Source organism: Streptomyces djakartensis (assembly GCF_014651075.1).
GTDB lineage: Bacteria > Actinomycetota > Actinomycetes > Streptomycetales > Streptomycetaceae > Streptomyces > Streptomyces djakartensis.
In genome coordinates this window covers 161,702-187,316 of record NZ_BMWE01000001.1, presented here as the reverse complement: position 1 = coordinate 187,316, position 25,615 = coordinate 161,702, and the positions used below count along the sequence as shown (strand labels likewise).

27 protein-coding genes are annotated in these 25,615 nt (G+C 71.1%); 25 read left to right on the top strand and 2 right to left on the bottom strand.

All coding sequences use genetic code 11. From position 1 onward, the window contains the following. The first annotated feature begins 14 nt into the window (after positions 1-14). The 21 genes from IE212_RS00870 (at position 15) to IE212_RS00770 (ending at position 20,327) form a co-directional block, all read left to right on the top strand. Positions 15-3,020: a LuxR C-terminal-related transcriptional regulator gene (locus IE212_RS00870; protein ID WP_229863968.1), complete on the top strand. Its 3,006-nt coding sequence runs from the start codon at positions 15-17 to the stop codon at positions 3,018-3,020. Between the two features lie 51 nt (positions 3,021-3,071). After that, on the top strand, positions 3,072-3,992 hold the full coding sequence (locus IE212_RS00865) for an anti-sigma factor RsbA family regulatory protein (protein ID WP_190195705.1): 921 nt from the start codon (positions 3,072-3,074) through the stop codon (positions 3,990-3,992). A gap of 107 nt (positions 3,993-4,099) precedes the next feature. Next, complete coding sequence (locus IE212_RS00860; protein WP_229863966.1) at positions 4,100-4,582, top strand: ATP-binding protein; 483 nt, start codon at positions 4,100-4,102, stop codon at positions 4,580-4,582. 57 nt (positions 4,583-4,639) lie between these two features. Next, positions 4,640-5,956, top strand: coding sequence for an Nramp family divalent metal transporter (locus IE212_RS00855; protein WP_190195704.1), 1,317 nt, complete (start codon positions 4,640-4,642; stop codon positions 5,954-5,956). A 105-nt stretch (positions 5,957-6,061) separates the two neighbouring features. After that, positions 6,062-6,475 (top strand): hypothetical protein, encoded by a 414-nt coding sequence (locus IE212_RS00850; protein WP_190195703.1) that lies wholly within the window; start codon positions 6,062-6,064, stop codon positions 6,473-6,475. A 115-nt stretch (positions 6,476-6,590) separates the two neighbouring features. Next, positions 6,591-7,214, top strand: coding sequence for a histidine phosphatase family protein (locus tag IE212_RS00845; protein WP_190195702.1), 624 nt, complete (start codon positions 6,591-6,593; stop codon positions 7,212-7,214). A gap of 356 nt (positions 7,215-7,570) precedes the next feature. Next, entirely contained in the window at positions 7,571-8,404 is an 834-nt protein-coding gene (locus tag IE212_RS00840; protein WP_190196141.1) for a hypothetical protein, read from the top strand. A 70-nt stretch (positions 8,405-8,474) separates the two neighbouring features. Next, complete coding sequence (gene cpaB, locus IE212_RS00835; protein ID WP_190195701.1) at positions 8,475-9,182, top strand: Flp pilus assembly protein CpaB; 708 nt, start codon at positions 8,475-8,477, stop codon at positions 9,180-9,182. A gap of 9 nt (positions 9,183-9,191) precedes the next feature. Further along, on the top strand, positions 9,192-10,448 hold the full coding sequence (locus IE212_RS00830; RefSeq protein ID WP_190195700.1) for a CpaE/TadZ family protein: 1,257 nt from the start codon (positions 9,192-9,194) through the stop codon (positions 10,446-10,448). Further along, positions 10,445-10,843, top strand: coding sequence for a pilus assembly protein (locus IE212_RS00825; RefSeq protein ID WP_190195699.1), 399 nt, complete (start codon positions 10,445-10,447; stop codon positions 10,841-10,843). Before IE212_RS00830 ends, IE212_RS00825 begins: the two co-directional genes overlap by 4 nt. Position 10,844: 1 nt before the next feature. Continuing rightward, the gene (locus tag IE212_RS00820; protein WP_190195698.1) at positions 10,845-11,204 is read left to right on the top strand and encodes a TadE family protein; all 360 of its coding nucleotides are present in this window, start codon (positions 10,845-10,847) and stop codon (positions 11,202-11,204) included. A 15-nt stretch (positions 11,205-11,219) separates the two neighbouring features. Beyond that, positions 11,220-12,557: a TadA family conjugal transfer-associated ATPase gene (locus IE212_RS00815; protein WP_190195697.1), complete on the top strand. Its 1,338-nt coding sequence runs from the start codon at positions 11,220-11,222 to the stop codon at positions 12,555-12,557. Between the two features lie 9 nt (positions 12,558-12,566). Next, the gene (locus tag IE212_RS00810) at positions 12,567-13,511 is read left to right on the top strand and encodes a type II secretion system F family protein (protein WP_190195696.1); all 945 of its coding nucleotides are present in this window, start codon (positions 12,567-12,569) and stop codon (positions 13,509-13,511) included. 16 nt (positions 13,512-13,527) lie between these two features. Beyond that, positions 13,528-14,415: a DUF5936 domain-containing protein gene (locus IE212_RS00805; protein WP_190195695.1), complete on the top strand. Its 888-nt coding sequence runs from the start codon at positions 13,528-13,530 to the stop codon at positions 14,413-14,415. A gap of 17 nt (positions 14,416-14,432) precedes the next feature. Beyond that, positions 14,433-15,947, top strand: coding sequence for a sensor histidine kinase (locus IE212_RS00800; protein ID WP_229863964.1), 1,515 nt, complete (start codon positions 14,433-14,435; stop codon positions 15,945-15,947). A gap of 20 nt (positions 15,948-15,967) precedes the next feature. Then, entirely contained in the window at positions 15,968-16,861 is an 894-nt protein-coding gene (locus IE212_RS00795; protein ID WP_190195694.1) for a response regulator transcription factor, read from the top strand. A 148-nt stretch (positions 16,862-17,009) separates the two neighbouring features. After that, a complete protein-coding gene (locus IE212_RS00790) occupies positions 17,010-17,243 on the top strand; it encodes a hypothetical protein (RefSeq protein ID WP_190195693.1) in 234 nt (77 codons plus the stop codon). After that, positions 17,243-17,866: a pilus assembly protein TadG-related protein gene (locus tag IE212_RS00785; protein WP_190195692.1), complete on the top strand. Its 624-nt coding sequence runs from the start codon at positions 17,243-17,245 to the stop codon at positions 17,864-17,866. The genes IE212_RS00790 and IE212_RS00785 overlap by 1 nt, the downstream gene beginning before the upstream one ends. A 16-nt stretch (positions 17,867-17,882) precedes the next feature. After that, a complete protein-coding gene (locus tag IE212_RS00780; RefSeq protein WP_190195691.1) occupies positions 17,883-18,464 on the top strand; it encodes a hypothetical protein in 582 nt (193 codons plus the stop codon). A 7-nt stretch (positions 18,465-18,471) separates the two neighbouring features. Beyond that, complete coding sequence (locus tag IE212_RS00775) at positions 18,472-19,119, top strand: OmpA family protein (RefSeq protein ID WP_190195690.1); 648 nt, start codon at positions 18,472-18,474, stop codon at positions 19,117-19,119. Positions 19,120-20,054: 935 nt separating this feature from the next. Next, on the top strand, positions 20,055-20,327 hold the full coding sequence (locus IE212_RS00770) for a hypothetical protein (RefSeq protein WP_373301305.1): 273 nt from the start codon (positions 20,055-20,057) through the stop codon (positions 20,325-20,327). Positions 20,328-20,364: 37 nt separating this feature from the next. Here the strand turns inward: IE212_RS00770 and IE212_RS00765 are convergent, their stop codons facing one another. After that, entirely contained in the window at positions 20,365-21,060 is a 696-nt protein-coding gene (locus tag IE212_RS00765; protein WP_229863962.1) for a putative endonuclease domain-containing protein, read from the bottom strand. A gap of 536 nt (positions 21,061-21,596) precedes the next feature. On the opposite strand from IE212_RS00765, the gene IE212_RS00760 reads away from it, so the two are divergent. Both IE212_RS00760 and IE212_RS00755 read left to right on the top strand, forming a co-directional pair. Next, a complete protein-coding gene (locus IE212_RS00760; RefSeq protein WP_190195688.1) occupies positions 21,597-22,139 on the top strand; it encodes a DUF4232 domain-containing protein in 543 nt (180 codons plus the stop codon). Positions 22,140-22,150: 11 nt separating this feature from the next. Continuing rightward, entirely contained in the window at positions 22,151-22,543 is a 393-nt protein-coding gene (locus IE212_RS00755; RefSeq protein WP_190195687.1) for a VOC family protein, read from the top strand. A 40-nt stretch (positions 22,544-22,583) separates the two neighbouring features. Here IE212_RS00755 and IE212_RS00750 read toward each other — a convergent pair whose 3' ends face one another. After that, positions 22,584-22,961: a DUF192 domain-containing protein gene (locus IE212_RS00750; RefSeq protein ID WP_190195686.1), complete on the bottom strand. Its 378-nt coding sequence runs from the start codon at positions 22,959-22,961 to the stop codon at positions 22,584-22,586. 196 nt (positions 22,962-23,157) lie between these two features. Between IE212_RS00750 and IE212_RS00745 the strand changes: the two genes are divergently transcribed. Both IE212_RS00745 and IE212_RS00740 read left to right on the top strand, forming a co-directional pair. After that, positions 23,158-24,021, top strand: coding sequence for a class I SAM-dependent methyltransferase (locus tag IE212_RS00745; protein WP_190196139.1), 864 nt, complete (start codon positions 23,158-23,160; stop codon positions 24,019-24,021). 689 nt (positions 24,022-24,710) lie between these two features. Next, positions 24,711-25,484, top strand: coding sequence for an isoprenyl transferase (locus tag IE212_RS00740; RefSeq protein ID WP_190195685.1), 774 nt, complete (start codon positions 24,711-24,713; stop codon positions 25,482-25,484). Positions 25,485-25,615 lie beyond the last annotated feature (131 nt).

The following is a 25,615-nucleotide window of genomic DNA, read 5'->3' as shown; positions in this document are numbered from 1 at the left end:
AGGACTGGCTGATCATGGGCGGATCAGCGCCACGACGGGACAACCAGCTGCCGGTCGAGACGACCAGCTTCGTCGACCGGCGTGGCGAACTGACCGAGGGCCGCGAACTGCTGGCCCGGGCACGGCTGGTGACACTGACCGGGCCGGGCGGCGTCGGCAAGACCCGGCTCGCCGCGCGCATCGCGGCCCGTGTGCAGCGGGCGTTCCCGGACGGCGTGCGCTTCGTGCATCTCTCCGGGCTGTACGACCCGGCGCTCGTCCCCCTCGCCGCCGCCGACGCGCTGGGACTTCACGACCACTCCGCCCAGCCGCCGCTGGACGCCCTCGTCGAGCAGGTACGGGAGCGGCGGCTGCTGCTGGTCGTCGACAACTGCGAGCACCTGGCGGGTGCCTGCGCGCGGCTGGCCGCGGCACTGCTGCACGGCACCGAGGGGGTCCGTGTCCTCGCCACCAGCCGGCACCGGCTCGGCCTCACGGAGGAGCACCTGCTGGAGGTACGGCCGCTGCCGGTGCCCGACCCGGACGACGACCCGTCCGCCGCCGAGGGCTATCCGGCCCTGACGCTCTTCGCCGACCGGGCCGCCGCGGTCGTCCCCGGCTTCCGTCTCACGCCCGGCAACCTCGCGTCCGTGGCCCGCCTGTGCCGCCGCCTGGACGGTCTGCCCCTCGCCATCGAACTCGCCGCGGTCCGCATGCGCGTGCTCGACGTGGACCAGCTGCTGGACCGCCTCGACGACCGTTACCGCTTCCTCACCACCGGCAGCCCCGCGGCCCAGCCCCGCCACCAGACCCTGCGGGGGGCCGTCGCCTGGAGCCACGACCTGTGCACCGGGCCCGAGCGGCTGGTGTGGGCCCGGCTGTCGGTCCTGGCCGGCGGCTTCGACCTGGAGACGGCGGAGGCGGTGTGCGCGGACGACCACGGGACGGCGGGCGCCGGGCGGGAATCCGGCCCGGCGCGGGCGGAGAGCCTCCTGCCGGAGCCCGCCGCCGGGTCCGCCGACGGGACCGTGCGGACGGTGGCGCCCGGCCGACGCACCCGGGCCGCGCAGGCACTCGCGGGAACCGTGACGCTGCCGGCGCCCGACGGCGGCACGGGGGAAGCACGGCCGGACGACGTCCTCGCCGCCCTGCCCTCGCCTCGCCCCGAGCCCACGCACATCCCCCTCGAAGGCATCCCCGCCATCGCGCCGCCACCGCCCTCACCCAATCCCGGCCCCGGTACCCCGGCCTCGCGCCCGCCGGGGCCCGGTGAGGGCGGCGTGGCGGGGTCTTCGGCGGTGTCCGGTCCGGGCGTTCCCGCTCCGCATCTGCCGGTAGCCGGTTCGGGTGCCCTGGTCTCGCCCTTGCCGGTGCCGGGCCCCGGTGCCCTGCCCTCCGGCCTGCCGGGATCCGGTGCCGGGGGCGTGGTGGGGTCCTCGGCGGCGCCCGGCCCCGGTGCCCTGGCCTCGTGTCTGCCGGGGCCCGGTGAGGGCGGCGTGGCGGGGCCTTCGGCGGTGTCCGGTCCGGGTGTTCCGGTCCCGCCCGTGCCCGCCCCGGGCGTTCCGGACCGGTCCCCGGCCTTCGTCGCCGGAGGCGCCCCGTGTGCCCGGCCCGTTCCGGGCCTTCGTGCCGACGACGTTCTCGACGCCGTCTCCGGGCTGGTGGACAAGTCCGTGCTGTGCCGGGAGCCGGGCCCCGGCGGCGTCCGGTACCGGCTGCTCGACACGCTGCGGGAGTACGGACTCGAGCAGTTACGGCGGACCGCGGGGGAGGAGGACGCCGCCCGGCGGCGGCAGCGGGACTGGATGCTGCGGCGCGTGCAGGAGTGTGAGCGCGGCTGGTTCGGGCCAGGGCAGCCGGAGACCGTGGCACGGCTGCGCGCCGACCGCGACAACCTGCGCGCCGCCCTGGACTTCAGCCTCTCCACCCCCGGAGAGGAACTCACCGGACTGCGGATCGCCGGCACGCTCTGGTTCTACTGGCACGCCTGCGGCGCACCGCGCGAGGGACTGTACTGGCTCGACCGGGCCCTGGCCGCCGCGCCCGAGCCGACCCGGGAACGCGCCCGCGCACTGTGGGCCGCCGGGCTGCTGGCCGCCGTCACCCAGGACCTCCCCCGCGGCTCCCGCGACGCCGGGGCCGCCCTCGCCCTCGCCCGGGCACTGGGCGACGCCGCCGAGGCCGCCCACGCCGAGCACGTCCTCGGCCTCCTGAAGCTGTTCGGCGACGACCTGCCGGGCGCGCTGAAACACTTCGAGACCACCGTCGCCCGCGGCCCCGTGCCCGGCCAGCACCTGAGTCTCTTGGGCTTCGACCAGGTTCAACTCGCCTGCGCGCTGGGCTTCCTGGGCGAGGCCGACCGTGCCGTCGCGGTGTGCGAGAGAGCGCTGCGGCTGTGCGAGCGGCACGAGGAGCAGTGGGTACGGTCCTATGTGCTGCACATGCTCGCCCTCGCGCACACCGTGCGCGGCGACCTGCCCCGGTCCGAGCGGCACGCCCGGCAGGCCCTGCGCCTGATGCTCGCCGTCCACGACGTCATCGGCATCGCCCTCACCCTCGACCTGCTCGCGGCCGTCGCCACCGCCCGCGGCGCCCACCGGGACGCGGCCGTGCTGCTCGGCGGCGCCGACCGCGTCTGGGCCGACATCGACGCCGCCCGCTGGGGCGCCCGCACCCTGAACTCCGTACGCCGGGACAGCGAGGAGCGGGCCACCCGGGCCCTGGGGCAGGACGAGTTCGAACGGGCCCACCGGCGAGGCGGCGCCCTCGGCTTCGCCGACCTCGTCGGCCACGCCCTGCAGGAACCGGCCCGTCCGCACCCCGGAGAGTCCCCGACCGCGTACGACGACACCACGGTCCGCCTCACCCCCCGCGAGACCGAGGTCGCCCGGCTCGTCGCCGAAGGGCTCGCCAACCAGCAGATCGCCGACCGGCTGGTGATCGCCCGCCGCACCGCCGAAGGCCACGTGGAGCGCATCCTCGGCAAGCTCGGCTTCAGCAACCGCAGCCAGATCGCCGCCTGGGTGACAGCACAGCGCTGACCGCCCCCCACGCGGACCCTGGCGAACCCGCCCACATCCCGGAGGGACCACATGAAGATCCGACAACCCGCCGAGCCCGCCGAGCCCGCCGCGTTCGACCACCGCATGACCGTCTTCGACTCCGACGACGACTTCGTGGCCGCCGCCCTGCCCTTCCTCGGCGAAGGCCTCACCGCCGCCGGCGAACCACCGCCCGTCGCCATCTGCGACCCCCGCAACCTGGACCTCCTGCGGGACGCCCTCGGCCGTGACGCGAAGGACGTCGTCTGCGTCCCGCACACCGACTGGTACACCGGCTCCGCCGCCAACGCTATCGCCCGGGCCGCCGCCCACGTCACCGGCCACGCGGGCCCCGGCGGCCGGATCCACTTCCTCATGGAGCCCGTCTGGAGCGGGCGCGCCGGCCGCTCCGCACGCGAGACCACCGAGTGGATCCGCTACGAGGCCCTCGCCAACCTCCTCTTCGCCCCCCTGGCCACGACCGTCCTGTGCGCGTACGACACCCGCACCGCGGGGCCCGCCGTCGTCGCCACGGCCCGCCGCGCCCACCCCGGCACGGACGTCTACGAGGAGCCCACGCGGCTCACCGCGGAACTCGACGCCGTGCCCCTGCCGCTGCCCCCGGCAGACGCGCAGCCCCTGGCCGAGCCGCACTCCACCGCCGTGCGGGCCTGGGCGGAAGCCCGGGGACTTCCCGCCGCCGACGCCGAGTTGTTCGCCACGGCCGTCACCGAGACAGCGGCGGCCCTGGCACCGCTGGACGGCACCGCCCTGCTGTGGGGGGAGGCGCCCGCCTGCGTGTGCGAACTGCGCTCGGCCCGCCCGGTCGGCGACCCCCTCGCCGGTTTCGTCCCGCCGCCGGCCACCGGCCAGGAGCCCGGGCCCGGCCTGTGGTACGCCCGCCAGGTCTGCGCGTACGTCGACATCCGCGACGACGCCGAGGGCGCCACGGTCCGCCTCCAGTACGCCTAGGGTCCTTCTGATGCCCGCCCTGCGCGCGGCCCCCACCTGCACGAGCGGGTAGGGGATCAGGTAGTCCTCCCCCTGCGCCGGACCACCCCCCGGGTCACCCTGGACGCATGCTGCGACTCTCCGGGCGACGCCTCCCGGACCCCGACGCCGACTCCGGACCGTTCCCGCAACCACCCCTGGGAGCGGGCCACCTGAGTGTCGAGTACGCCCCCAACGCCTTAGCCGTGCGGGAGGCACGTGCGGACGTGCGCAGGCAGTTGGAGGACTGGGGGCTCGCCGAGCGCGGTGACGTGGCGGACGTGGCCGAACTGCTCGTCGGCGAACTGGCCGCCAACGCGACGGTGCACGCCAGAAGCCGCTTCCGCCTCACCCTCTTCGCCGCACACGGCGTACTGCGCTGCGAGGTCTCCGACACCGAGCCCCGGGTGCCGCGGGTACTGGACGCGGGCACCGCGGAGAACGGCCGTGGCATGTTCCTGGTGGACGCGCTCGCCCAGCGCTGGGGCTGCCACCGGGAAGGGCCGGGCAAGACGGTGTGGTTCGAACTCGGCACCTGTGGGTCGGACGGCTGCGGCGGACGACAGCCCTAGGGTGATTCCCGCCGCGCCCTCTTGTCGGCTCGGGCCCCTTGCGGTTTCTTGATCTGCATGGCGGACACCACGGGAAACACCACGGACCACGACGCGCCCGGACAGGTACAGCCCCGTAAGGCGAGCTGGAAGTACATCGGGCCCGGCATCGTCGTCGCAGCGACCGGCGTCGGCGCCGGAGACCTGGTCGCCACCCTCATCGCCGGCAGCAACTTCGGATACACCCTCCTGTGGGCGGCGGTCGTCGGCTGCCTGGTGAAGATCTCGCTCGCCGAGGCGGCGGGCCGCTGGCACCTGTCCACGGGCCGCACCCTGTTCGACGGCTGGGCGAGCCTCGGCCGCTGGACCACATGGTTCTTCGCCGTGTACGTCGTGGTCTGGGGCTTCGTCTACGGCGCGGCGGCGATGTCGTCCAGCGCGCTGCCGCTGCAGGCGCTGTTCCCGGACGTGATGGACCTGAAGTGGTGGGGCATCGCCTGCGGCCTGGTCGGTTTGGTCTTCGTCTGGTTCAACAAGTACTCGGTGTTCGAGAAGGTCATGACGGTCCTGGTGGGCGTCATGTTCGTGGTGACGGTGTACCTGGCGATCCGGGTCACCCCGAACCTGCCCGACGCCTTCGCCGGCCTCCTGCCGGTGCTGCCCGACGAGAAGGACTCCATCCTCAACACGCTGGGCCTGATCGGCGGCGTGGGCGGCACCATCACGCTCGCCGCGTACGGCTACTGGGTCAACGCCAAGGGCTGGACCGACACCGGCTGGATGAAGGTCATGCGCCTCGACAACCGCGTCGCCTACGCCACCACGGGCATCTTCGTGATCGCCATGCTCTTCGTCGGCGCGGAGCTCCTGCACTCGGCGAACATCGCGATCGCGAGCGGCGACAAGGGCCTGGTCCAGCTGGCCGACATCCTGGAGGCGGAGTACGGCGCGGCCACGGCGAAGTTCTTCCTGATCGGCTTCTTCGCCACGTCCTTCACCTCGCTGATCGGCGTCTGGCACGGCGTGAGCCTGATGTTCGCCGACTTCGTGGCCCGGCTGTCCGGCAAGGGGCAGGCCAAGGGCGAGGCCGTCGCCTCGGGGACCCGCGAACGCTCCTGGCCCTTCCGCGCCTACCTGCTCTGGCTGACCTTCCCGCCCATGGTCCTGCTCTTCCAGGGCCAGCCCTTCCGCCTGGTCATCATCTACGGCGTCCTGGGCGCGGCCTTCATGCCGTTCCTCGCCGGCACCCTGATCTGGCTCCTGAACTCCTCCCGTACACCACGGGAGTGGCGCAACGGCCTGGTGAGCAACGCGATGCTCGCCGTGGCGGGGCTGCTGTTCCTGGTCCTGTGCGTGAAGCAGATCTGGGACCAGCCGTGGGGGGAGTTCTTCTAGTGCCTGCCGCGGCACCAGGGACCGGGCGCGCGGGGAGAATGTCACAGCACCAGCCGCTCACGGCGATCACGCTCCCGGCGACCACGAGGACTGAGGACCCGACGGATGACCCAGCAGCACCCGGCACCCGGCCCCGGTTTCGGCCCGCCCCCGCCGCAGTACGCGCCCGCGCCGCCTCCGTACGCGCCGATGCAGCAGCCGTACGCCCAGGTCCCCGCCGCGCCCCCACCGGGGCCCGCCGGCCCTGACTTCCTGGCCGTCGACAAACGCAACGCGGTCGTCGTCGACGCATCCGGCGTCGCCTTCGAGGTGTCCGGCCGGCCCATCGAGTTCCGCTGGCCGGAGATCCGCAGCGTCCACTACCAGGCGAGCCCGGACGGCAAGGCGCTGATGGTCGCCGTGATCCACCTGGACGGCCGGTTCTTCGAGTGCGTGGTGGCGGCCAAGCCCAGGTCACGGCTCCAGGAGTGGTTCCCGCAGCTGGCCTGGGTGCTCGGCCACTACCGTCCGGCGGGGTGAGAGCGAGCCGCGGTGCGTGCCCCTGGCCAGGCCGCACTCCGGCTTCCTGGAACCGGTCCGCGTGGGTCGGCGTCCTTCCAGAAATCCGCAAGATCGACTTCTGAAGGACGCATCCATGACCGGTACCGCCGCCCGCTACCTGTATCTCGCCCGTCACGGCGAGGCATCGCCGGACGAGAGCGAGTTGACGGATACGGGCCGTCGTCAGGCCGCCCTGCTGGGGCAGCGGCTCCGCGGGGTTCCGCTGGCGGCGATCCACCACGGCCCGCTCGCCCGCGCCGAACAGACCGCACGGCTCGTCGGTGAGCAGCTCGACGGAGTTCCCTGCCGTCGCTCCGAAGCTGCCGGCGACTACCTTCCCTACCTGCCGGCACGCGAGGAACTGCCGCATGAGGCGGCCGACGCCTGGATGGAGTTCCTGCATCGGTTCACCGCCGAGGAACGCGAGCAGGGCCCCCGGCTCGCGGCGGCGGCACTCGCAGAGTTCACCGGGACCGTCGTCGGAGACGAACCGCGGCACGAGCTGGTCGTCACCCACAACTTCCTCGCCGGCTGGCTCATCCGAGCCGCCCTCGACGCACCGAAGTGGCGATGGCTGGGCATCAACCACGCCAACGCGGCCCTGACCGTCATCCGCTACACACCCGACCGTCCCCCGGCGGTCCTCCTCTTCAACGACACCGGCCACCTCCCCGCCGAACTCCGCTGGACCGGCTTCCCGCCGGAGCTCCACGTCTGAGGCCGGTCGACGAGATCGATGTCGATCCATCAGAGGAAGTCGCCTCCCCCCTTTCCAGCGTCCTGAGGTTCCGCCAACTGCTCACCCACACGCGTCCGGGCGGCACCGCGCACATCCCGACAGGTTTCGCGGCTGCGGCGAGATGCTCGGGCTGCCCCGGTTTGGCGCATCTTGTGCGACGGCAGTTCCTCACGAGCTACACAAACGCTGTTCTCCGCTCACAGGGCCGTGGATACAGTGCTGAGGTAGTCACGCAGTGAAGTCGCGAAGGAGTGCCGGAGCAACCCGGCGCGCCGACGGCAAGGGGAATCGGGGAGCTGCGCGTGCCAACTGCCATTGCCGTGACCAGTGCCGACATGGCGCTGCCGCCACAGGACGAACGCACCCTGCCCGCCGTCGTACTGCGGGACGTCGACCAGCGCCCCCTGGAGCACGCGCTCGCCGAGATGCAGACCCTGGTCGAGCACCACGGGCACATCATCGTGGTCTGCTCCTCGGCCGCCCCCACCGCCGTGCGGCGACGGCTCCACACCCTGCGCTCCCTCCTGGAGAGCGACCGCATCGCCCTCTTCCGGCCCGACCTGCCTCCCCTCGCGACCGCGGTCCTGGCACGCCAGTTGAGACAGCTCGCGTCCTGCGACATCAGCCCGGGCGTACTCGCCTCGGCCGGCCGGCTGCTCGTCCACTACATCCACGCCGGTGCGCTCCTCAACTCCGTCGCCCGGCTCGACCGCGTCCCCGTCGGCCTGACCTCGCACGCCAAGTCCTGGCTCCCCGGCAGTCAGTTCGGCGTCCTCGCCCACCCCGAGCCGCGACTCGTCAGGATCACCCCCGAAGCGGCCCTGCCCGGACCCGAGTTCGCCACCCGGATGCTGGTCGCCAGGGGGCAGCTCCAGTCCGACTGGGTCACCGGCACCCTCGCCCCGTCCTGGAAGGCGCAGGGACTGCGCGAGGTCCCGCTGCCCGCGGAGTCGCCCGGCTGGTGGGGCACCGGCAAACTGATCGAGTTCTGCAGCTACCTGCCCGACCTCCCGGTCCTCTACCAACTGGTCGCCTCCGTGCGGCGCGGCAACTGCCACTGGTGCGGCATCGACGTCATCGGCGACCGCTGCGTCTTCTGCTCGGCCGGGCCACCCGACCCCGCCGGTCCGCCCCGCGCACAGCTAGAGAGCCGAACGGCCGTCGGGTGAGCCCTGGCACCGCTCGTCAGCACTGCTCCGATCCCGCTCGACCGATACCCCCAACGAGGTTGCACGGTTCATGAACTCCCGTCAGCGCCGCGGCGTGATTCTCCTGCTCCTGTCGGTCCTCTGCGCCCTCGGCGCCTTCGCCGGCGTGCTCTCCGTCATCAGCGACGTCGAGTCCAAGGTCGGCCCCGAGGTCACCGCCTACCGGCTGAAGTCCGAGGTCCCGCCCTACACCACCCTCACCACGGGCCAGTTCGAGAAGATCAAGATGCCCGAACGGTGGCTGTCGGAGAACGCGGTCACCGACCTGCGGGACATCCAGGGCAAGATCGCCGTCACCACTCTGCGGGCGGGCTCCCTGCTCCAGTCCGACATGATCGTGCGCCGGCCGGCCCTGAGGCCGGGCCAGCAGGAGGTCGCCATCATGATCGACGCGGCCACCGGTGTGGCCGGCAAGATCACGCCCGGCTCCTCGGTCAACGTCTACGCCACCTTCGAGGGCAGGCGCGAGGGGGACCCCGATCAGTCGAAGATCATCGTGACCAACGCCAAGGTCCTCGACGTCGGCGAACTGACCGCGCTGAAGCCCGACGAGAGCAACCGCGACCGGCAGCCCACCGACGCCGTCCCCATCACCTTCGCGCTGTCCGCCCTCGACGCCCAGCGCCTCACCTACGCCGAGTCGTTCGCCGAGCGCGTCCGCCTCGCCCTCGTCGCGCCCGGCGGCGACACATCCGTCCCGGAGCAGGACCGGACGTACGAACTCGCGAAGGACAAGTGAGAGGCTCGCATGCCCACGAGGATCCTCCCGGCAGTCGGTGACGCCGACGCGGCCCGGTCCGTCACGACCCTCCTCAGCCAGCTCCCGGACGCCGAGCCGGTCGCCCCGGTGGCCGACTCCACCCAGCTCGTCGACACCCTCGCGCGCCTCGCCGCCGAGTCGGTCGACGAACTGCCCGAGGTCGTGGTGGTGCACGAGCGCATCGGCCCCGTGCCCGCCCTGGAACTGATCCGCGAAGTCGCCCTGCGCTTCCCGGCCGTCGGCGTCGTCCTCGTCACCTCCGACGCGAGCCCCGGCCTCTTCCAGGCCGCCATGGACTACGGCGCCCGCGGCGTGGTCGCCCTGCCCCTCAGCTACGAGGAACTCGCCAGCCGCGTGCAGGCCGTCGCCCAGTGGTCCGTCGGCGTACGCAGGCATCTCGGCGCCGGCGGCGACGTCTTCACCGGCGTCGGCGGCACCGTCGTCACGGTCAGCGGCGCGAAGGGCGGTGTCGGAGTCACCCTCACCGCGATCCAGCTGGCCCTGGCCGCCCAGGCCTCGGGCCGCAGCACGGCCCTGGTCGACCTGGACCTGCAGACCGGCGACATCGCCTCCTACCTGGACGTCCAGTTCCGCCGCTCCGTCGTCGACCTGGCCGCCATCACCGACATCTCCCCGCGCGTCCTGGCCGACGCGGTCTTCCGCCACGACACCGGACTCGCCCTGCTCCTCGCACCCGCCGAAGGGGAACGCGGCGAGGACGTCACCGACCGCGCCGCCCGGCAGATCGTCAGCGCCCTGCGGTCCCGCTACGAGGTCGTCGTCATCGACTGCGGCGCCCAGATCGGCGGCGCGGGAGCGGCGGCCGTGGAGATGGCGGACCGGGCCCTGCTGGTCACCACCCCGGACGTGGTCGCCGTACGCGGCGCCAAACGGGCGGTGCGGATGTGGGACCGGCTGCAGATCCGCAAGGCCGAGGAGACCACCGTCGTCGTCAACCGGCACACCCGCGCCACGGAGATCCAGCCGCCCCTGATCCAGAAGATCACCGGCACCGCGGTCGCGGCCACCGCGATCCCCGCCCACTTCAAGGAACTCCAGAGCGTCGTGGACGCGGGCCGCGTCCACGAACTGGAGAACAAGAGCTCGGTGAAGCAGGCCCTGTGGGGCCTGGCGGGCGAACTGGGGCTGGTCAAGGTGCCGGAGGGCGCCGCCCAGAAGGCGGGCGGCAGGTTCCGGGGCGGCGACCGGGGATCGGTGAGCTTCCGGCGGCGGAGGGAGGGATGAGCGTGCCCTCAGGAGAGCGGGAGGGGGAGCGGGACCGGGGGCAGGTCACCATCGAGTTCCTCGGCATGACACCGACGATCATCGTGACGCTGGTGGTGCTGTGGCAGGTCGTGCTGGTGGGCTACACCTTCACGCTCGCTGGGAATGCCGCCGACGAGGCGGTACGGGCGGGTACGGCAGCGGAACGGGGGGCGCGGCAGGCCGCGTGCGAGCAGGCGGGCAAGGACAAGCTGTCGGACGCGTGGATGAGCGGCGCCACGGTCGACTGCCCTCCGGCCCCCGGCTATGTGACGGCTGACGTCCGGCTCAAGGTTCCCGTCCTCTTCCCAGGCACGATCGACTTCCCGTTCGAGGTGAAGGGCCACGCCGGCGCGGTCGAGGAAGAGAAGGACTGATATGAGGTACGACCACCAGCGCCGTGATCGCGGCCAAGTAGCCCTCGAGTACCTCGGTTTCCTCCCGATCCTGCTCCTCGTCGCCATGGGGGCCGTCCAATTGGGCCTGATCTCGTACACGGCGCAGCAGGCGGGGACCGCGGCCCGGGCCGGGGCGCGCAGTGCCTCGCTTCAGGGGCCGCACGAGCGGGACTGCAAAGCCGCCGTGAGCGACTGGCTGGCCGGGAAGACCACATGCGCGCAAGCAGGCGGCGGAGAAGAGGTCACCGTCACGGCGGAGATCACCATCCCCTCGATCTTCCCGGGCAAGGACGACTTCGGCACGGCCCGCAAAACCGCGACGATGCCGCTCGACCACTGATCGGAGCACGGACCCATGAGCCTGCGAGCACGCATCAACACCCCCGAGGAGAACGGCAACCGGGGCGAGGACGGCCACCTGGTGGTCTCCTACCGTGCCAAGCTCCTGGAGGAGATCGACCTCGCGGAGATGAGTTCGCTGGCCGCCGCCGAGCGCAGAGCACGGCTGGAGCGGGTGCTCGGGCACATCATCAGCCGCGAGGGCCCGGTCCTGTCCACGGTGGAGCGCTCCCAGCTGATCCGCCGGGTGGTCGACGAGGCGCTGGGCCTCGGCATCCTGGAACCCCTGCTGGAGGACGCCTCCATCACGGAGATCATGGTGAACGGCCCCGACGCGATCTTCGTCGAACGCGGCGGCCGGGTCGAACAACTACCGCTGCGCTTCGCCTCGAACGACCAGCTCATGCAGACCATCGAGCGGATCGTCTCCACGGTCAACCGGCGGGTCGACGAATCGAACCCGATGGTCGACGCCCGACTCCCCTCCGGCGAGCGCGTCAACGTCATCATCCCGCCGCTGTCCCTGACGGGCGCCACCCTCACGATCCGCCGCTTCCCCCGCTCCTTCACGCTCCACGAGCTGATCGGCCTCGGCTCTCTCGACGAGCCCATGGTGTACCTGCTGGCGGGCCTGGTGCAGGCGAAGTTCAACGTCATCGTCTCAGGAGCGACCGGCACCGGAAAGACGACGCTGCTCAACGCGCTCTCCGGGCTCATCCCCGAGAGCGAACGCATCATCACCATCGAGGACTCCGCCGAACTCCAGCTCCAGCAGGCCCACGTGATCCGCCTGGAGGCGCGTCCGCCCAACGTCGAGGGCAAGGGCCAGGTCACGATCCGCGACCTCGTCCGCAACTCGCTGCGCATGCGCCCCGACCGGATCGTCGTCGGTGAGGTCCGCGGCGGCGAGTCCCTCGACATGCTCCAGGCGATGTCCACGGGCCACGACGGCTCCCTGGCCACCGTCCACGCCAACAGCGCCGAGGACGCGCTGATGCGGCTGCAGACCCTGGCATCCATGTCGGACGTGGAGATCCCCTTCGTCGCCCTGCACGACCAGATCAACAGCGCGGTCGACGTCATCGTGCAGCTGACCCGGTTCGCGGACGGCGCCCGCCGCATCACCGAGATCGCGCTGATGGACAGCCACGGCAGCGACCCGTACCGCCTGGTCACGGTCGCCCGCTTCCACGCACAGCCGATGACACCCGACGGCCGTATCCACGGCGCCTTCGAGTACTTCCCCCTCCCGCGCCGCACCGCCGACCGCCTCTACATGGCGAACCAGCCCATCCCTCAGGCCTTCGGCATCGCCCGCTCCGCGGACCAGCTCGCCACCCGAGAAGCCAGGTAGGACCGACCGATGGAACTGCACCAACTCATCACGCTCACCACCGGCGTCACCCTGCTCACCTGCGTCCTCGCCGTGGCCGGGCTGCACTCCTACGCCACCGGAAAGGCACAGCGGCAGGCCCTCGTCGACCGGCTGTCCGCCACCGGGCAGGTCCCGGCCGACGGCCGCCCCCGTCACTTCCGGGGCATCGACCGCCGCCTGCGGCGCACCAAGCTCGGCAGGAAGCTGGAACTCCGCCTGGCCGCCACCGGCCTGGACGTCACGCCGGGTGAGTTCTTCGTCTACATGCTCGCCACGGTCGCCGGCCTGTGGCTGATCGGCCAGGCCGCGCTGGCCCCCTTCTTCGGTCCGCTCGCGGGCCTGCTCGGCATCGGAGTCGCCGTCCAGTTCCTCAACTGGCAACGCCAGAAACGCATCGAGAAGTTCATCAACCAGCTCCCCGAGATGGCCCGCATCCTCGCCAACGCAACCCAGGCGGGCCTCGCCCTGCGCACCGCTATCGGCATGGCGGCGGAGGAGATGGAGGCCCCGGCGGGCGAGGAACTCGGCAAGGTCTCCGCACAGCTGGCCGTGGGCGGGTCGATGGACGAGGCACTGAGCGAACTGGCCGACCGTCTCCCCTCCCGTGAGCTGGTCGTCCTCGTCACCACCCTGGTGCTGTCGAACCGGGCGGGCGGGCAGGTGGTGAGCGCGTTGCGGAACCTCACGGAGACGCTGGAGGAGCGGAAGGAGACGCGGCGGGAGGTGCGGACGCAGCTGTCACAGGTGAACATGACCTCGTACGCCGTACCGGTCCTGGGCGTCGGCTCGCTCTTCCTGATGAACGGCGTGAAGGACGGCGCCCTGGACCGCATGACCGGCTCCCCCTTCGGCCAGGCGGCGGTCATCATCGCCTTCGCCCTCTACGCCGTCGGCTTCGTCCTCATCCGCCGCCTGTCCCGCATCGACGTCTGAGAGCCCGGAGGCAACCATGGGACTGCTTCTCGCCCTGCTGATGGGCCTCGGCGTATGGGGCGCCTTCGCCGGCATCCGTATGTACCGGGCCGAGGCGAAACTCCCCGGCGACCTCGCCTTGGCCCTGGAGGTCGGCTCCACCCGCACCGGAGCGGTCGACTCCCTCGTCGACCGCATGGGCATGCGGTACGCCCCCACCGTGCTGCGCCTGATGGGCCCCAAGCAGGTGGCCAAGTACCGCCGCAAGATCGACCTGGCGGGCAACCCCGGCGGCCTGACCATCGACCGCTACGCGGCGCGGCGAGCCGTCTACGGCGCTCTGGGAGGCATCGGCTTCCTGGTCTTCCTGATGCGGGGCCAGCTGCTGTTCGCCCTCCTCCTGCTGGCCTTCGGCGCGTTCTGGACCGAGGTCGGCATCTGGTCGGCGATCCGCATCCGCAAGGACGTGATCGAACGGACCCTGCCCGACTTCCTGGACGTCCTCGCGGTCGTGGTGAGCGCCGGCCTCGGCTTCCGGCAGGCCCTGGACCGGGTCGCGTCCAAGTACGAAGGCCCGTGGGCCGACGAACTGCGCATCACCCTGCGCCAGATGGACCTCGGCATGAGCCGCCGCGAGGCCTTCGCGGAACTGCGGCGCCGGAACGACTCCGAGCAGGTCGCCATGTTCGTCACGGCCCTGCAGCAGGGCGAGGAACTGGGCGCGCCGATCGTCGACACGCTGGTGTCCCTCGCCAAGGACATGCGGCGCACGGACGCCCAGAACGCCCGCCGCAAGGCCGCCCGGGCCGTCCCCAAGGCCACGATGATGATCACGACCTTCATGGTCCCGGCCACCATGATCCTCCTGGGCGCGGGCCTGATCCTCGGCTCGGGCACTGACTTCGGCGCGGTCACGGGCGAGTAGGGAGGGGCGGCGACGGCATGGCGATGACAGGGGAACGGAACGGGCTGCGCCGGTTACGCGGGCGCGGTCGTGCCGCCGCGCAGCGGCCGGAACTCACGACGCCGCCGACGGGGCCGGTGCCGGTGCCGGTGCCGCCTGTTCATACTCCGACGGTGGCACACGACGTGAACGGCCGGTCGCCCGCCGACGGCGCAACCGCCCCACAAGGGCCACCCGCACCCGGCGACGGCCGCACGGGTGATGCGGGCGGAAGCCCCAACCCGGCCGACGGCCGGGGCACACCACCCACGACCCCCGCGATCGACATCCAGGTCAACGCCCTGCAGGCCATGTGCCGCCAGGTCTTCGGCTTCCGCCTGGCCATGATCGCCCTGGCCACCCCCATCGCCCTCCTCAACGCAGGCGACGGCCTCCCCACCCGCCTCGTGGGCGCAGCCGTGGTCGTCACCTTCATGACCTCCTACGTCCTCTTCAGAGACTGGGAGCGCTTCGGCCCCCTCCTCCTGCGCCACCCCACCCTCCTGGCCGCCGACACCCTCTTCGGCGCCCTCCTCCTCATCTCCGCGGGCCCCGACAGCACCCTCGCCTACGTCAGCGTCTGCACCCCCCTCCTCGCCGGCCTCGTCTACAGCTGGCGAGGAGCCGCGGTCTTCGCCAGCCTCGAGGCCCTGCTCCTCCTCCTCGTCCACGCCGCCCAGAAGCACCCGCCCCCCGGCATCGCCGAGGCGACCCTTCTGCCCGGCCTCTGCGTCATCGCGGGAGCCGTCGGCTCCAGCCTCCGCAACCTCATGCTCCGCTTCGGCGCGGCGACCCAGGCGTTGACGACCGTCCAGGCCCGCCTCGCCGTCACCGAGGCGGTGGAGGCCGAGCGGTCCCGACTCGCCCGCGAGATGCACGACTCGGTTGCCAAGACACTGCACGGCGTGGCCCTGGCCGCCGACGGCCTGGAAGCCTCGGCCAACGCCGACCGCTTGGACCCGGACCTGGTCGGCCGACAAGCCGCCCTGGTCGCCCGATCGGCCCGCCGAGCGGCCGCCGAATCCCGCGAACTACTGGCCGACCTGCGCCGCGAATCGGACCCTGCCCAGGCCACGGACGTCCTGGCCGAGCTGGCGTCCCGCACGCGCGACTTCAGCACCCGCACCGGTCTCCCCACGGTCTACCACCCCACCGGCACTGCCTTGGCACCCCTCGTCCCACCCGCGGTGGCCCGCCAGCTCCTCACCATCACCTCGGAAGCCATGGAGAACGCCCACCGCCACGCCCGCCCCACCCGCGTGGACGTCCGCGCGGGCGTCCACGGCGACCTGCTGCGCATCAGCGTCCACGACGACGGCAGCGGCCTCCCCCCGTCCACCACCCTGGAACAGCTCCGCAGGGCGGGCCACTTCGGCCTGGTCGGCATGGTCGAACGCGCCGCTTCGGTCGGCGCCCGTATCCACATCGGCCGCGGCGACCACCCCAAGGGCACGGAGGTCCGCCTGGAACTCCCGCTGGCGGCCCTGACCGACGAAGGAACACCACCCTGTTGACCCCCGAAGGGAGGCACCCCATGCCGGACCACACCCGCCCGCCCGGCCTCCGTGTGGTCGTCGCGGACGACAACCCGGTCGTCCGGGCCGGCCTCACCGCGCTGCTCTCCGGCCGCGCGGACATCACGGTCGTAGCGGAGGCGGCGGACGGCCGCGAGGCCTGCGAGGCCACGGACCGCCATGGCCCGGACGTCGTCCTGCTGGACGTCCGCATGCCCGGAGTGGACGGAATCTCGGCACTTCCGTACCTGGTACGGGTCGCCCCGGTCATGATGCTGACGTACAGCAGGGAGTCGGAGATCGTCGAGGAGGCCCTCCGCCGAGGAGCCGGCGGCTACCTGGTCCACGGCGAGTTCACCGCCGACCAACTGGTCGACGCCGTCCGGGGCATCCGGGACGGCAGGGCCCACTTCACCCCCACGGCGGCGGGCGCCCTCCTGGCCCAACTCCGCAGGACCGAGAGTCCAGAAGCACCTCTCCCCGAGAGACTGGGGCAGCCGTCGAGTGCGACTGCATACGGAATAACCACCTCCGCCCAACCGTATACCCAGCACCAAGTACCGGTACGAGCAGCGGATTTGGATCTCCCGCCTGCTCCGCGCTCATCAGTTTCTCCGGAAGTCCTTTCGCAGATGCAACCAACTGTGGGACAGTCTTCGTCAGGGTGGGTGAGTGGCCGTCCCGCCACTCCCGACAGGTCGCAGTTCCAGCTCAGTACGAGGGAGGCGGAGATCATGGACCTCATCGCGTCCGGCATGACCAACCAGCAGATCGCCGCCATGTGCTTCATCAGCGAGAAGACCGTCAAGAACCACATCAACCGCATCTTCGCCAAGCTCCACAGCACCCGCCGCTCCGAGGCGGCCGCGAAGTGGATCGGCACGGCGCCGGACTCTCAGCGGGGAGTGGGGTGACCTTCGGTGTCGCGATGGGGGGACAGCAGCCGGTTGGAACCGAGCGCGTGGGCCCGGATTTGGGCCCACGGGCCCTCTGGCGGAGAGCCGCTTCCGCCGTATGTTCCTCGTGTCGAAAGCGGCACAGCCGAAACCGGAGGGGAACACCATGAGCGACCTGATGCTGAAGACGGCCGTCGCGACCAAGGTCCGCGTGAACGGCTGGAAGAACACCACGGTCGAGGCGATGCAGCGCCGCGCCGGGGACAAGGGGCAGACGGCGGTCGAGTACCTGGGGATCATCGCGGTGGTGGTGGCGATTGTGCTGGCGATCACCGGAACGAACATCGGGCAGACGATTCTCACCAAGATCCAGGCGCAAATCGCCAAGGTTGCTCCTTGATGCCATCTCGCCGGTACGGCGACGCAGGGCAGGCCTTCCCCATCTACATCACGGTGGTGGGGGGCCTGCTCTTTCTCGCGTTCGCCTACTTCGCGGTCGGCCAGGCCGCGGCGAACAGGAACGGCGCGCAGACGGCCGCCGACGCAGCGGCTCTCGCGGCAGCCCAGGACAGGCGGGACCAACTCGCGGGCGCGTGGGTGAAAGACGTGCTCGAACCGGCCAAGTGGGACCAGATCTTCGACGGCAACGCCGAGGGACTTGATCCTTCGTGCTGGCGCGCGCATGAGCTCGCCGCTCAGAACGATGCCCAGCTGGTCGAATCCGGTTGCACCCCGGACGACCCCTTGAGCTTCACCGTCGAGGTCGAAACCAACAAGTCCGTAGGGGACTCGATCGTCCCCGGCACGGAGAGCCAAAGGTCCAACGCGACCGCTACGGCTGTGATCGAGCCCCGCTGCGACTTCGATCCCCCTGTCGGAGACGCCGATCCTGAGGTGTTGCCGACGCTCTTGTGTGAGGACGAGGAACGCTGGGAGTTGAAACCGGACGATCTAGACGTCCTGCCCGAACCCGAAGACCTCTTCGACGTCCACCTGGCCGACCCACAAGCGAACGACGAGTGATGAAGGAAGCAGAGAGATGAGCATTCGGTTCACTGCGAAGGCGGGCAGGGGGATGGTCGCGCTAACCGTGGCGGCCGGACTGGCCCTGGGCGTGGCCGGCTGCGGCAGCGGAGGTGGAGGAGACGACAAGTCGAGCCCGTCGGCGTCCGCCTCAAAGGACAGCGAATCCAAGCCAAGTGCTCAGGAAGGTCAGGCGGAGACGCCCTTGGCTGAACTCAAGGGAACCGACGGGCTGCTCCTCCAGATCGCCTCCGCCCAGAAGGATGCCGGCGGCTTCGTCACGGTGAGCGGCAGCCTGAAGAACGACGGGGCGGAGTCAGTGGCCATTCCTGCTCAGACGAGCGGTGACGAGACCGAGGTCATCAAGCACGGCCAGTCGCTCGGTGGTGCCACACTCGTGGATCCCAAAGGAAAAAAGCGCTACTACGTCCTTCGAGACACAGACGGACGTCCGCTGACGACCACGGGGCTCACCACTCTCGAAGCCGGGCAGACGCTCCCCGTCTTCATGCAGTTCCCGGCGCCACCGGCAAGCACGGCCGAGGTCGACCTCCAGGTGCCGACATTTTCCAGCGGCACCATCAAGATCTCCGGGTGAGCCGGCCATGACCCTCACACCCGCCCGAACGGCGACCCCACGCCTCGCCCTGGTCCTCACCGCCGCCACCCTTATGGTCGCCACCAACCTCCACGGCGCCGTCTCGGCTCACGCCGACGAAAGCCCCGGCGTCCCCCCTGGTACCGAAGCCTCCGCTTCCGCCCCGGTGGAGGTCGACCCCAACGACCCAGACCTCAAGCTCCCCGAGGGCGCCACCCTCGCCGAACCCAAGGTTCTCGACATCAAACAGGTCGTCGAAGACCAAAGCGGTGACGAACGTCGAGAAGACACCAACGCCGACGTCAAGTTCGCCCTCCAGGCCGAAGTCCTCTTCAGCAAGGACAGCGCGAAGCTCAGCGCCGAGTCGAAGGCCCGTATCTCCGCGATCGCCCGGGAGATCAAGACACAGAACGCGACGAAGATCCGCGTCTTCGGCTTCACGGACAACCTCGGCTCCTCCGCCCACGGCGACGTCCTGTCCCGCAAACGGGCTGACGCGGTACAGAACGTCCTGGACAAGGAACTGACCGACTCCAACGTCACATACGAGGTCCGCGGCTACGGCGAGCAGTACCCGATCGCCGACAACGCCACGGAATCCGGCCGCAAGAAGAACCGCCGGGTCGAGGTCTCCTTCCCCCGCTCGGCGAGCTGAGCCACCACGGGCCTGCCTGCGCCCGTCTCGCGCCACCGTCAGCGAGGGCGGGCCTCGCCTGTTTCCGCACACATCTCAGCAGCGCGGCGCGCATGGATACGCCCAGTGCGCTGCTGCGGCTCAAGTAGGCCCAGGGTGGGGGCCACGGGCCCATGGGATTGATCGAGCTTTCTTAGCCTCGGCCGGGTGTCCGCCCTGAACTGTGCCGCTTAACGAGCTGAGGTCATGGATGTCTGGTGCCGGTAGCCCGATACCCCCGAGCGGGACGTGGGCCGCGCAGAACCTCCCATCCTCGGGCCAACGTTTGCCGCTGCCCAGGGAACTGGTCGGGGCGCAGGTACTGCTGTGGGTGCAGTTCGCACTGACGGCGCTGTACGTGGTCACCGTGCTGTCGGTGGTGTCGTACTAATCCGGGGAGATCTTCGGGATCCTGGTGTACGACGCGCTGCCCAGCGTGGCGGGGGTCTACTTGGCCCGGCGCCTGTGGCGGGGCGGGGTGTGGACGAGCCGTGCACTGACCGCCGTGCAGGCGTGGATCGTGTGGCTGTCGTTCGGCACTGTGATGCACGGTGATCTGTGGGTGATCACGCAAGCGGCGCTGCCGGTGGCCGTCATCGTGCTGCTGCGCCGGGCCCGATCGCGTGAGGCAGGCACCCAGGACGGCGCGGAACCCGGCGACGGTACGGAGTCCGGCGACGGCACGAGCACAGGCACGGGCGTTGGTGACACGGGCGGCAGCGACATCCCCGCGTCAGCGCAGATCATCACCTACGAGGGCGCCGGCCCGAACGACACGGTGCCGCTCGCTCCGGACCCCTTCGACGACAAGCCCCTCTGGGGGCGACGTACACGACCAGGAACGCCACGACAGGACGTTCACGGACCAGGTCCGGGGCTTCTTCGTCGCGCCGACCAAGAGCCTCCTGGCCAGCACGATGGACATCGTCAGCGACCCAGTCGGTTCCAACAAGGACAGCTGGAACGGCGACGGCCACCAGCGCCACACGAACCCGCGTCTGGCGGCCGCCTGCGACACCCGCCGCCGCGCGGCCCCGCCCGTTCTCGCGTGCGTGGTCAGGGCGTGCGGCGGCGACTGGGGAATCGGCGACGCCCGCGAACCAGGCGGCGGCACCCGGATGCGGGCGGTGTTGCCCAGGCACGGCGCTCGCACGTACGCACGCGCGGGCGAACCGCACGCCCCCGAGTGACCGGAGACGCAAGGGCGGGCAAGCGCCCTCCCCGCCCTCATCCTGCCTGCCGGCCACTCACCCCCAGCGCCCGCCGGATCGTGGCGATCATCGTCGCGGGGGAGTGGAACACCTCCTCCGCCGTGAACCGCAGAACGATCCGTACCTCGGCGCATTGCTGGAGGTCGTTGAAGCGGCCGACGTCGCGACGGTGGTCCTCGCGCCGCCCGTGGTACGCGTAGCCCTCGATCTCGACGGCGACACCCTCCGCCCGGAACAGAAAGTCACAGCGAAGCCCGCGCCCACCCGCCCCGACCAACTCGGCCTGTGTCTCCGGACGGAGACCGGCGTCGTACATGCGCAGCCGCGCGACCGTCTCCGCCGGTGAGCCGGACGCGGGGTCGGCGAGGGTGAGCCAGGCACGGCCTCGGACGCCACCGTGTGGCCGCCCGTCGAGAGCTGAGGCGAGGGCGCCGACGCGGGTGAGCGGTGCCCGCCGAACGCGTCGGCCACCGCCGCCACCGCCGACCGTCACGGTGCGATACGTGAGCGCGGACTCGACGGCGACCAGGGCCTCGTCCCGTGGGCCGGAGACCAGCAGGTCGGCGAGGGTGCGGTCGACGGTGGTGGCCCGCAGACCGCCGTGTCCCCGCATCTCGACGACCTCCCCGGCGCCGAGCACACCGCGATGCACCCGCAGCCCTGAACGCCGACGCCACCCGCCCAGATCGGTGAACTCTGCCTCGACCGCCAACAACTCGATCCCCCAGGCCCAGGCAGCCGCCCGATGGCTGGCCACAAGCTCCGGGGTGAGCAGCTGAACCGCCCGAAGCCGTATGGCGAAGTCGGGTGGAGCACCGGGCTGGGCCCACACGCCTCCACCGAGGCGAGCCCAACCCTCCGTCTTCAGCGCCCGGAAGACCGAGGCCCGAGACCATCCCGCGTCCACCGCCCATGCCGGCACCAACAACCCGTCCCGGGCGATCTCCTGCAACCTTCCCGAATCCCGCATACGCCCCACACTTCCACCCGGCACGGACAGAGTGGCCGGAGCTGTGGACAAGCGAGAGCATCCGGAAATTGTCATTTTCGTCTCAGGGCTGGCGCAGGCCCGCCCTCGCCACCTGGGCCTTTGCCGGTACCGAATGAGACAGGGGCACCAATAGTGGTCACAGGCTCTCGGAGCCTGTCACGGAGCATGGAACCTCCCCCGGGCAGGGCGCATCTTCAGGTGCGCAGGCGCGCGCCGACCTCGCGTGCCGATTCGTATCCGAGGGGGAACGAAACGTTATGAAGAGCAAGCTGACCGCCGTGGCCCTTGCCGCCGTCGTCGTCGCAGGAACCGCCGCTGCCGCCGTCCCGGCCTCGGCCGCTCCCGCCGCTCCCGAGCCGGCCCGCTGCCACACCGCCGACCTGAAGGCCGGCTTCGCCATGGGGGATGACGCGAAGCCGGAGATGGAGCAGGCCGACAAGCAGACTCAGGCGTTCATCTGGTTCACGAACCAGAGCAAGCGCACCTGCACCCTGTCCGGCTTCGCCGGTGTCGACATGGTCGGTGCTCAGGAGACCGACGGCACCTGGTCGCTGGCCCGCTCCTCCAAGAAGCCCGTCAAGATGACCCTGAAGCCGGGGGACACGGTGGACTTCAGCATCAACCTGCTCCCGGTGGCCGGGTCCACGCCGCAGAAGGAGAAGTTCGTTCCGGCGAAGTTCCTGGTCACCCCGCCGAACGAGACGGAGCACTTCACCCTGAAGTGGCCGTTCGGCGGCCAGATCCTCAAGCAGGACGGCGCCACCCACCCGGCCACCTACCTCAACCCGATCGGGATGTAGGGAGAACTGGCGTGAGAGTCAAAGCCTTCGACCACCTCGTGCTCAACGTGAGTGACGTGGACAAGGCGCTGGAGTTCTACACCGGCCCGCTCGGCCTGGCGCCCGAACGGGTCGAGGAGTGGCGGGCGGGCGAGGTGCCCTTCCCGTCCGTGCGTATCGACGAGAGCACTGTCATCGACCTGTTCCGCCGCCCGCGGGGCGAGTCCAACGTCGACCACATCTGCCTGGTCGTCGACCCGCTCGACTGGCAGGAAGTCATCGGCTCCGGTGTCTTCGACGTCCTTGAGGGGCCCGTCCCGCGCTGGGGGGCGCGTGGCACGGCCCAGTCCGTCTACGTCAGGGACCCGGACGGCAACACGGTCGAACTGCGCTGGTACCCCCAGGACCAGGCGGCAGGAAGCTGAGCGCCCTGGGAGCCCTCCGCCGGTATCCGGCGGAGGGCTTTCAGCCACCGCCCACGACGACCTCCACACACACCCCCTTCCGCACCCCCCACTCGCTCATCGCCCCGGCCATCGCCTCCACCACGTGCCGGGCGCGCACCCGAGGCATCCCGAGCCGCCCCGGCGGCATGGTGCGCACGGCGATGACACGAAGGTGCCGGTCGAGATAGGCCACATCGATCGGCATGCGCATACGGAAGGTGTGCACGCTGCCGGCAGGGGAGAGCAGCATGGCCCCGTCGACGGAGTCACGGCCCAACAGCCCTCGCGTCCGGGCCCGGTACGAGGTGGCGATCTCCAACGGCACGACGACGGAGGATCCTCGACCGCCGCCGTGCACAACCAACTCCCCGCGCCCGTCTGGCCACCGTCGCCCCATCCGCTCACACTTCCGATCAAGCCGTCTGCTGCTTCGTGACCCGAGTATCGGTATCAGTGCCCAGTGCCCAGTGCCCAGTGCCCAGTGCCCAGTGCCAGCGTCCTCGCGTAACTCCCTCGACGGATAAATACCGAGCAGCTCCACCGACGCCGATGCAACCATCGGCCCCGTGGCAGACTCGCTGACAGACCCGCAGATGAAGCCCCCCACCTTCGAAACCCTCGTCGCGGAAGCCGCCTCCGCCCCCACGGAGGGCTGGGACTTCTCCTGGTTCGAGGGGCGGGCCACCGAGGCGCGGCCCTCCTGGGGGTATGCCGTGTCGATGTCCGAGCGGCTGGGGCGGGCCGGTGCCGTGCTCGATGTGCAGACCGGCGGCGGTGAGGTGCTGGACTTCGCGCTCGGCAAGGCCGCGGCGCAGCCGTTGCTCAGCGTCGCGACCGAGGGGTGGCCGCCGAACGTCGCCAAGGCGACCGCCCTGCTCCGGCCACGCGGAGTCGCGGTCGTCGCCGTGCCGGAGGACGCTCCGCTGCCCTTCGCGGACGGCACGTTCGACCTGGTCGTCAGCCGGCATCCGGTCCGCCCGAACTGGGACGAGATCGCCCGGGTCCTCCAGCCGGGGGGCACGTACTTCGCGCAGCACGTGGGGCCGGGCAGCGTCTTCGAGCTCGTCGAGCGGTTCCTCGGTCCCCAGCCCGAGGACGTGCGCGGCGCCCGGCATCCCGACCGTGAGCGGGCCGACGCCGAGGCGGCCGGACTGGACGTCGTGGATCTGCGGGCGGAGCGACTGCGCATGGAGTTCCACGACATCGGCGCGGTCGTGCACTTCCTGCGGAAGGTGGTGTGGATGGTGCCCGGCTTCACCGTCGAGGCATACGAACCGCACCTCCGCGCGCTGCACGAGCGGATCGAGCGTGAGGGGCCGTTCATCGCCCACAGCGCCCGGCAGCTCTTCGAGGCACGCAAGCCGGGCTGGTTGCCGCACCAGCAGCACCACCCGCACGACCGCACGAGCGCACGACATGACACCTCGGGCCGTGTGAGGGACCCCGGGACCCCGTAGTCACTCGTCTTGCTCACCCCACTTGCGCATCTCCCGACGAGAGTTTTCACATCGTTATCGGCGACGGCTCGCCTCCGGCCTGTCTACTCGCGTAAATTCGACCGCGGTAATTCGCGTGAGCAAAGCAGCGCGGGCGGTACCGCGCAGTGGAGGGGGCTGCGCGGTGCCAGGACCTCCTCGCCGGGGCGGCCGCGGGGTCAAGCGGGCGCGGGCGGGCGGGTCACCCGTCGGGGGGTGCGGCGGCAACGCCTTCCCGGGCGGGGTTCGAGGGGCGGCGAAACCTCCCGGCTTTCAGCCACTTGCCCGTGAATGCCCTGCGTGCGGGGGCGCATTCCGGCCAGGTGGCAGCCGTGAAGGCCGGATTCCGCGAACACCGCCGCGTCGCCGGGCGGCTCCGGAGAGTAGTTGTGGCACGCCGATGCACGCAGCATCACTCACGAAGGGTTATGGTGGGAACCCCCCCTCGGGCCGGTCCGTCTCCCCCCCACGGACCGGCCCGTTTTCCTTGTGCGTCGGGGGCGCACCGTGGCACGGCCGGAACCATTCGTTCCGTACCCGTTGGCGGCCCGCGGCGGCAGCAGGGGTAGGCTTCGCCTCCGGGGACCGCCATACGGGCAGGGACCGCCGGCGGCCACGACCGGGCCGCACACCGCGGCCTGTCCGATCCGTACGGAGGGGCTGACGATCACGTGAACCTGCGCGACAAGCTGCGCGGCCTGCTGGTCAGGCTGTACGCGCGCCGGGTGGAAGGCCACCTGGACCACGCTCAGGTGCCCAAGCACATCGGCGTCATCATGGACGGCAACCGGCGCTGGGCGAAGGCCGCCGGTTCCAGCACCGTCGACGGCCACAGGGCCGGCGCCGGGAAGATCGAGGAGTTCCTCGGCTGGTGCGCCGAGACCGACGTCGAGGTCGTCACCCTCTGGTTGCTCTCCACGGACAACTTCGACCGTCCGCAGGAGGAGCTCGTCCCCCTGCTCGGCATCATCGAGGACGTCGTGCGCACCCTGGCCGCCGACGGCCGCTGGCGTGTGCACCACGTGGGCACGCCGGACCTGCTGCCCTCCGGGATGCAGACGGTGCTGAAGGAGGCCGAGGAGACCACCGCGCACGTCGACGGGATACTGGTCAACGTCGCCATCGGCTACGGAGGCCGCCAGGAGATCGCGGACGCCGTGCGCTCCATGCTGCTCGAGGCCCAGGGCAAGGGCACCCCGATGGAGGAGCTCGTCGAGGCCGTCGACACCGACATGATCGGACGTCACCTCTACACGAGTGACCAGCCCGACCCCGACCTGGTGATCCGCACCAGCGGAGAGCAGCGGCTGTCGGGATTCATGCTCTGGCAGACCGCGCACTCGGAGTACTACTTCTGCGACGTCTTCTGGCCCGCCTTCCGCAAGGTCGATTTCCTGCGTGCCATGCGCGACTACGCCGCCCGCCACCGGCGCTTCGGCGGCTGAATCGCGCGCCCGGCGTACTCCGGCACGTGTTCCTTTCAACAAGTCACCCGCGCGGCCGGGCACCGCGGTCGCCGCACGTCGCAGCGCCTACCGGTACCCCGCTTGAGGCCGAAGTAACGCGGAGTTCACCG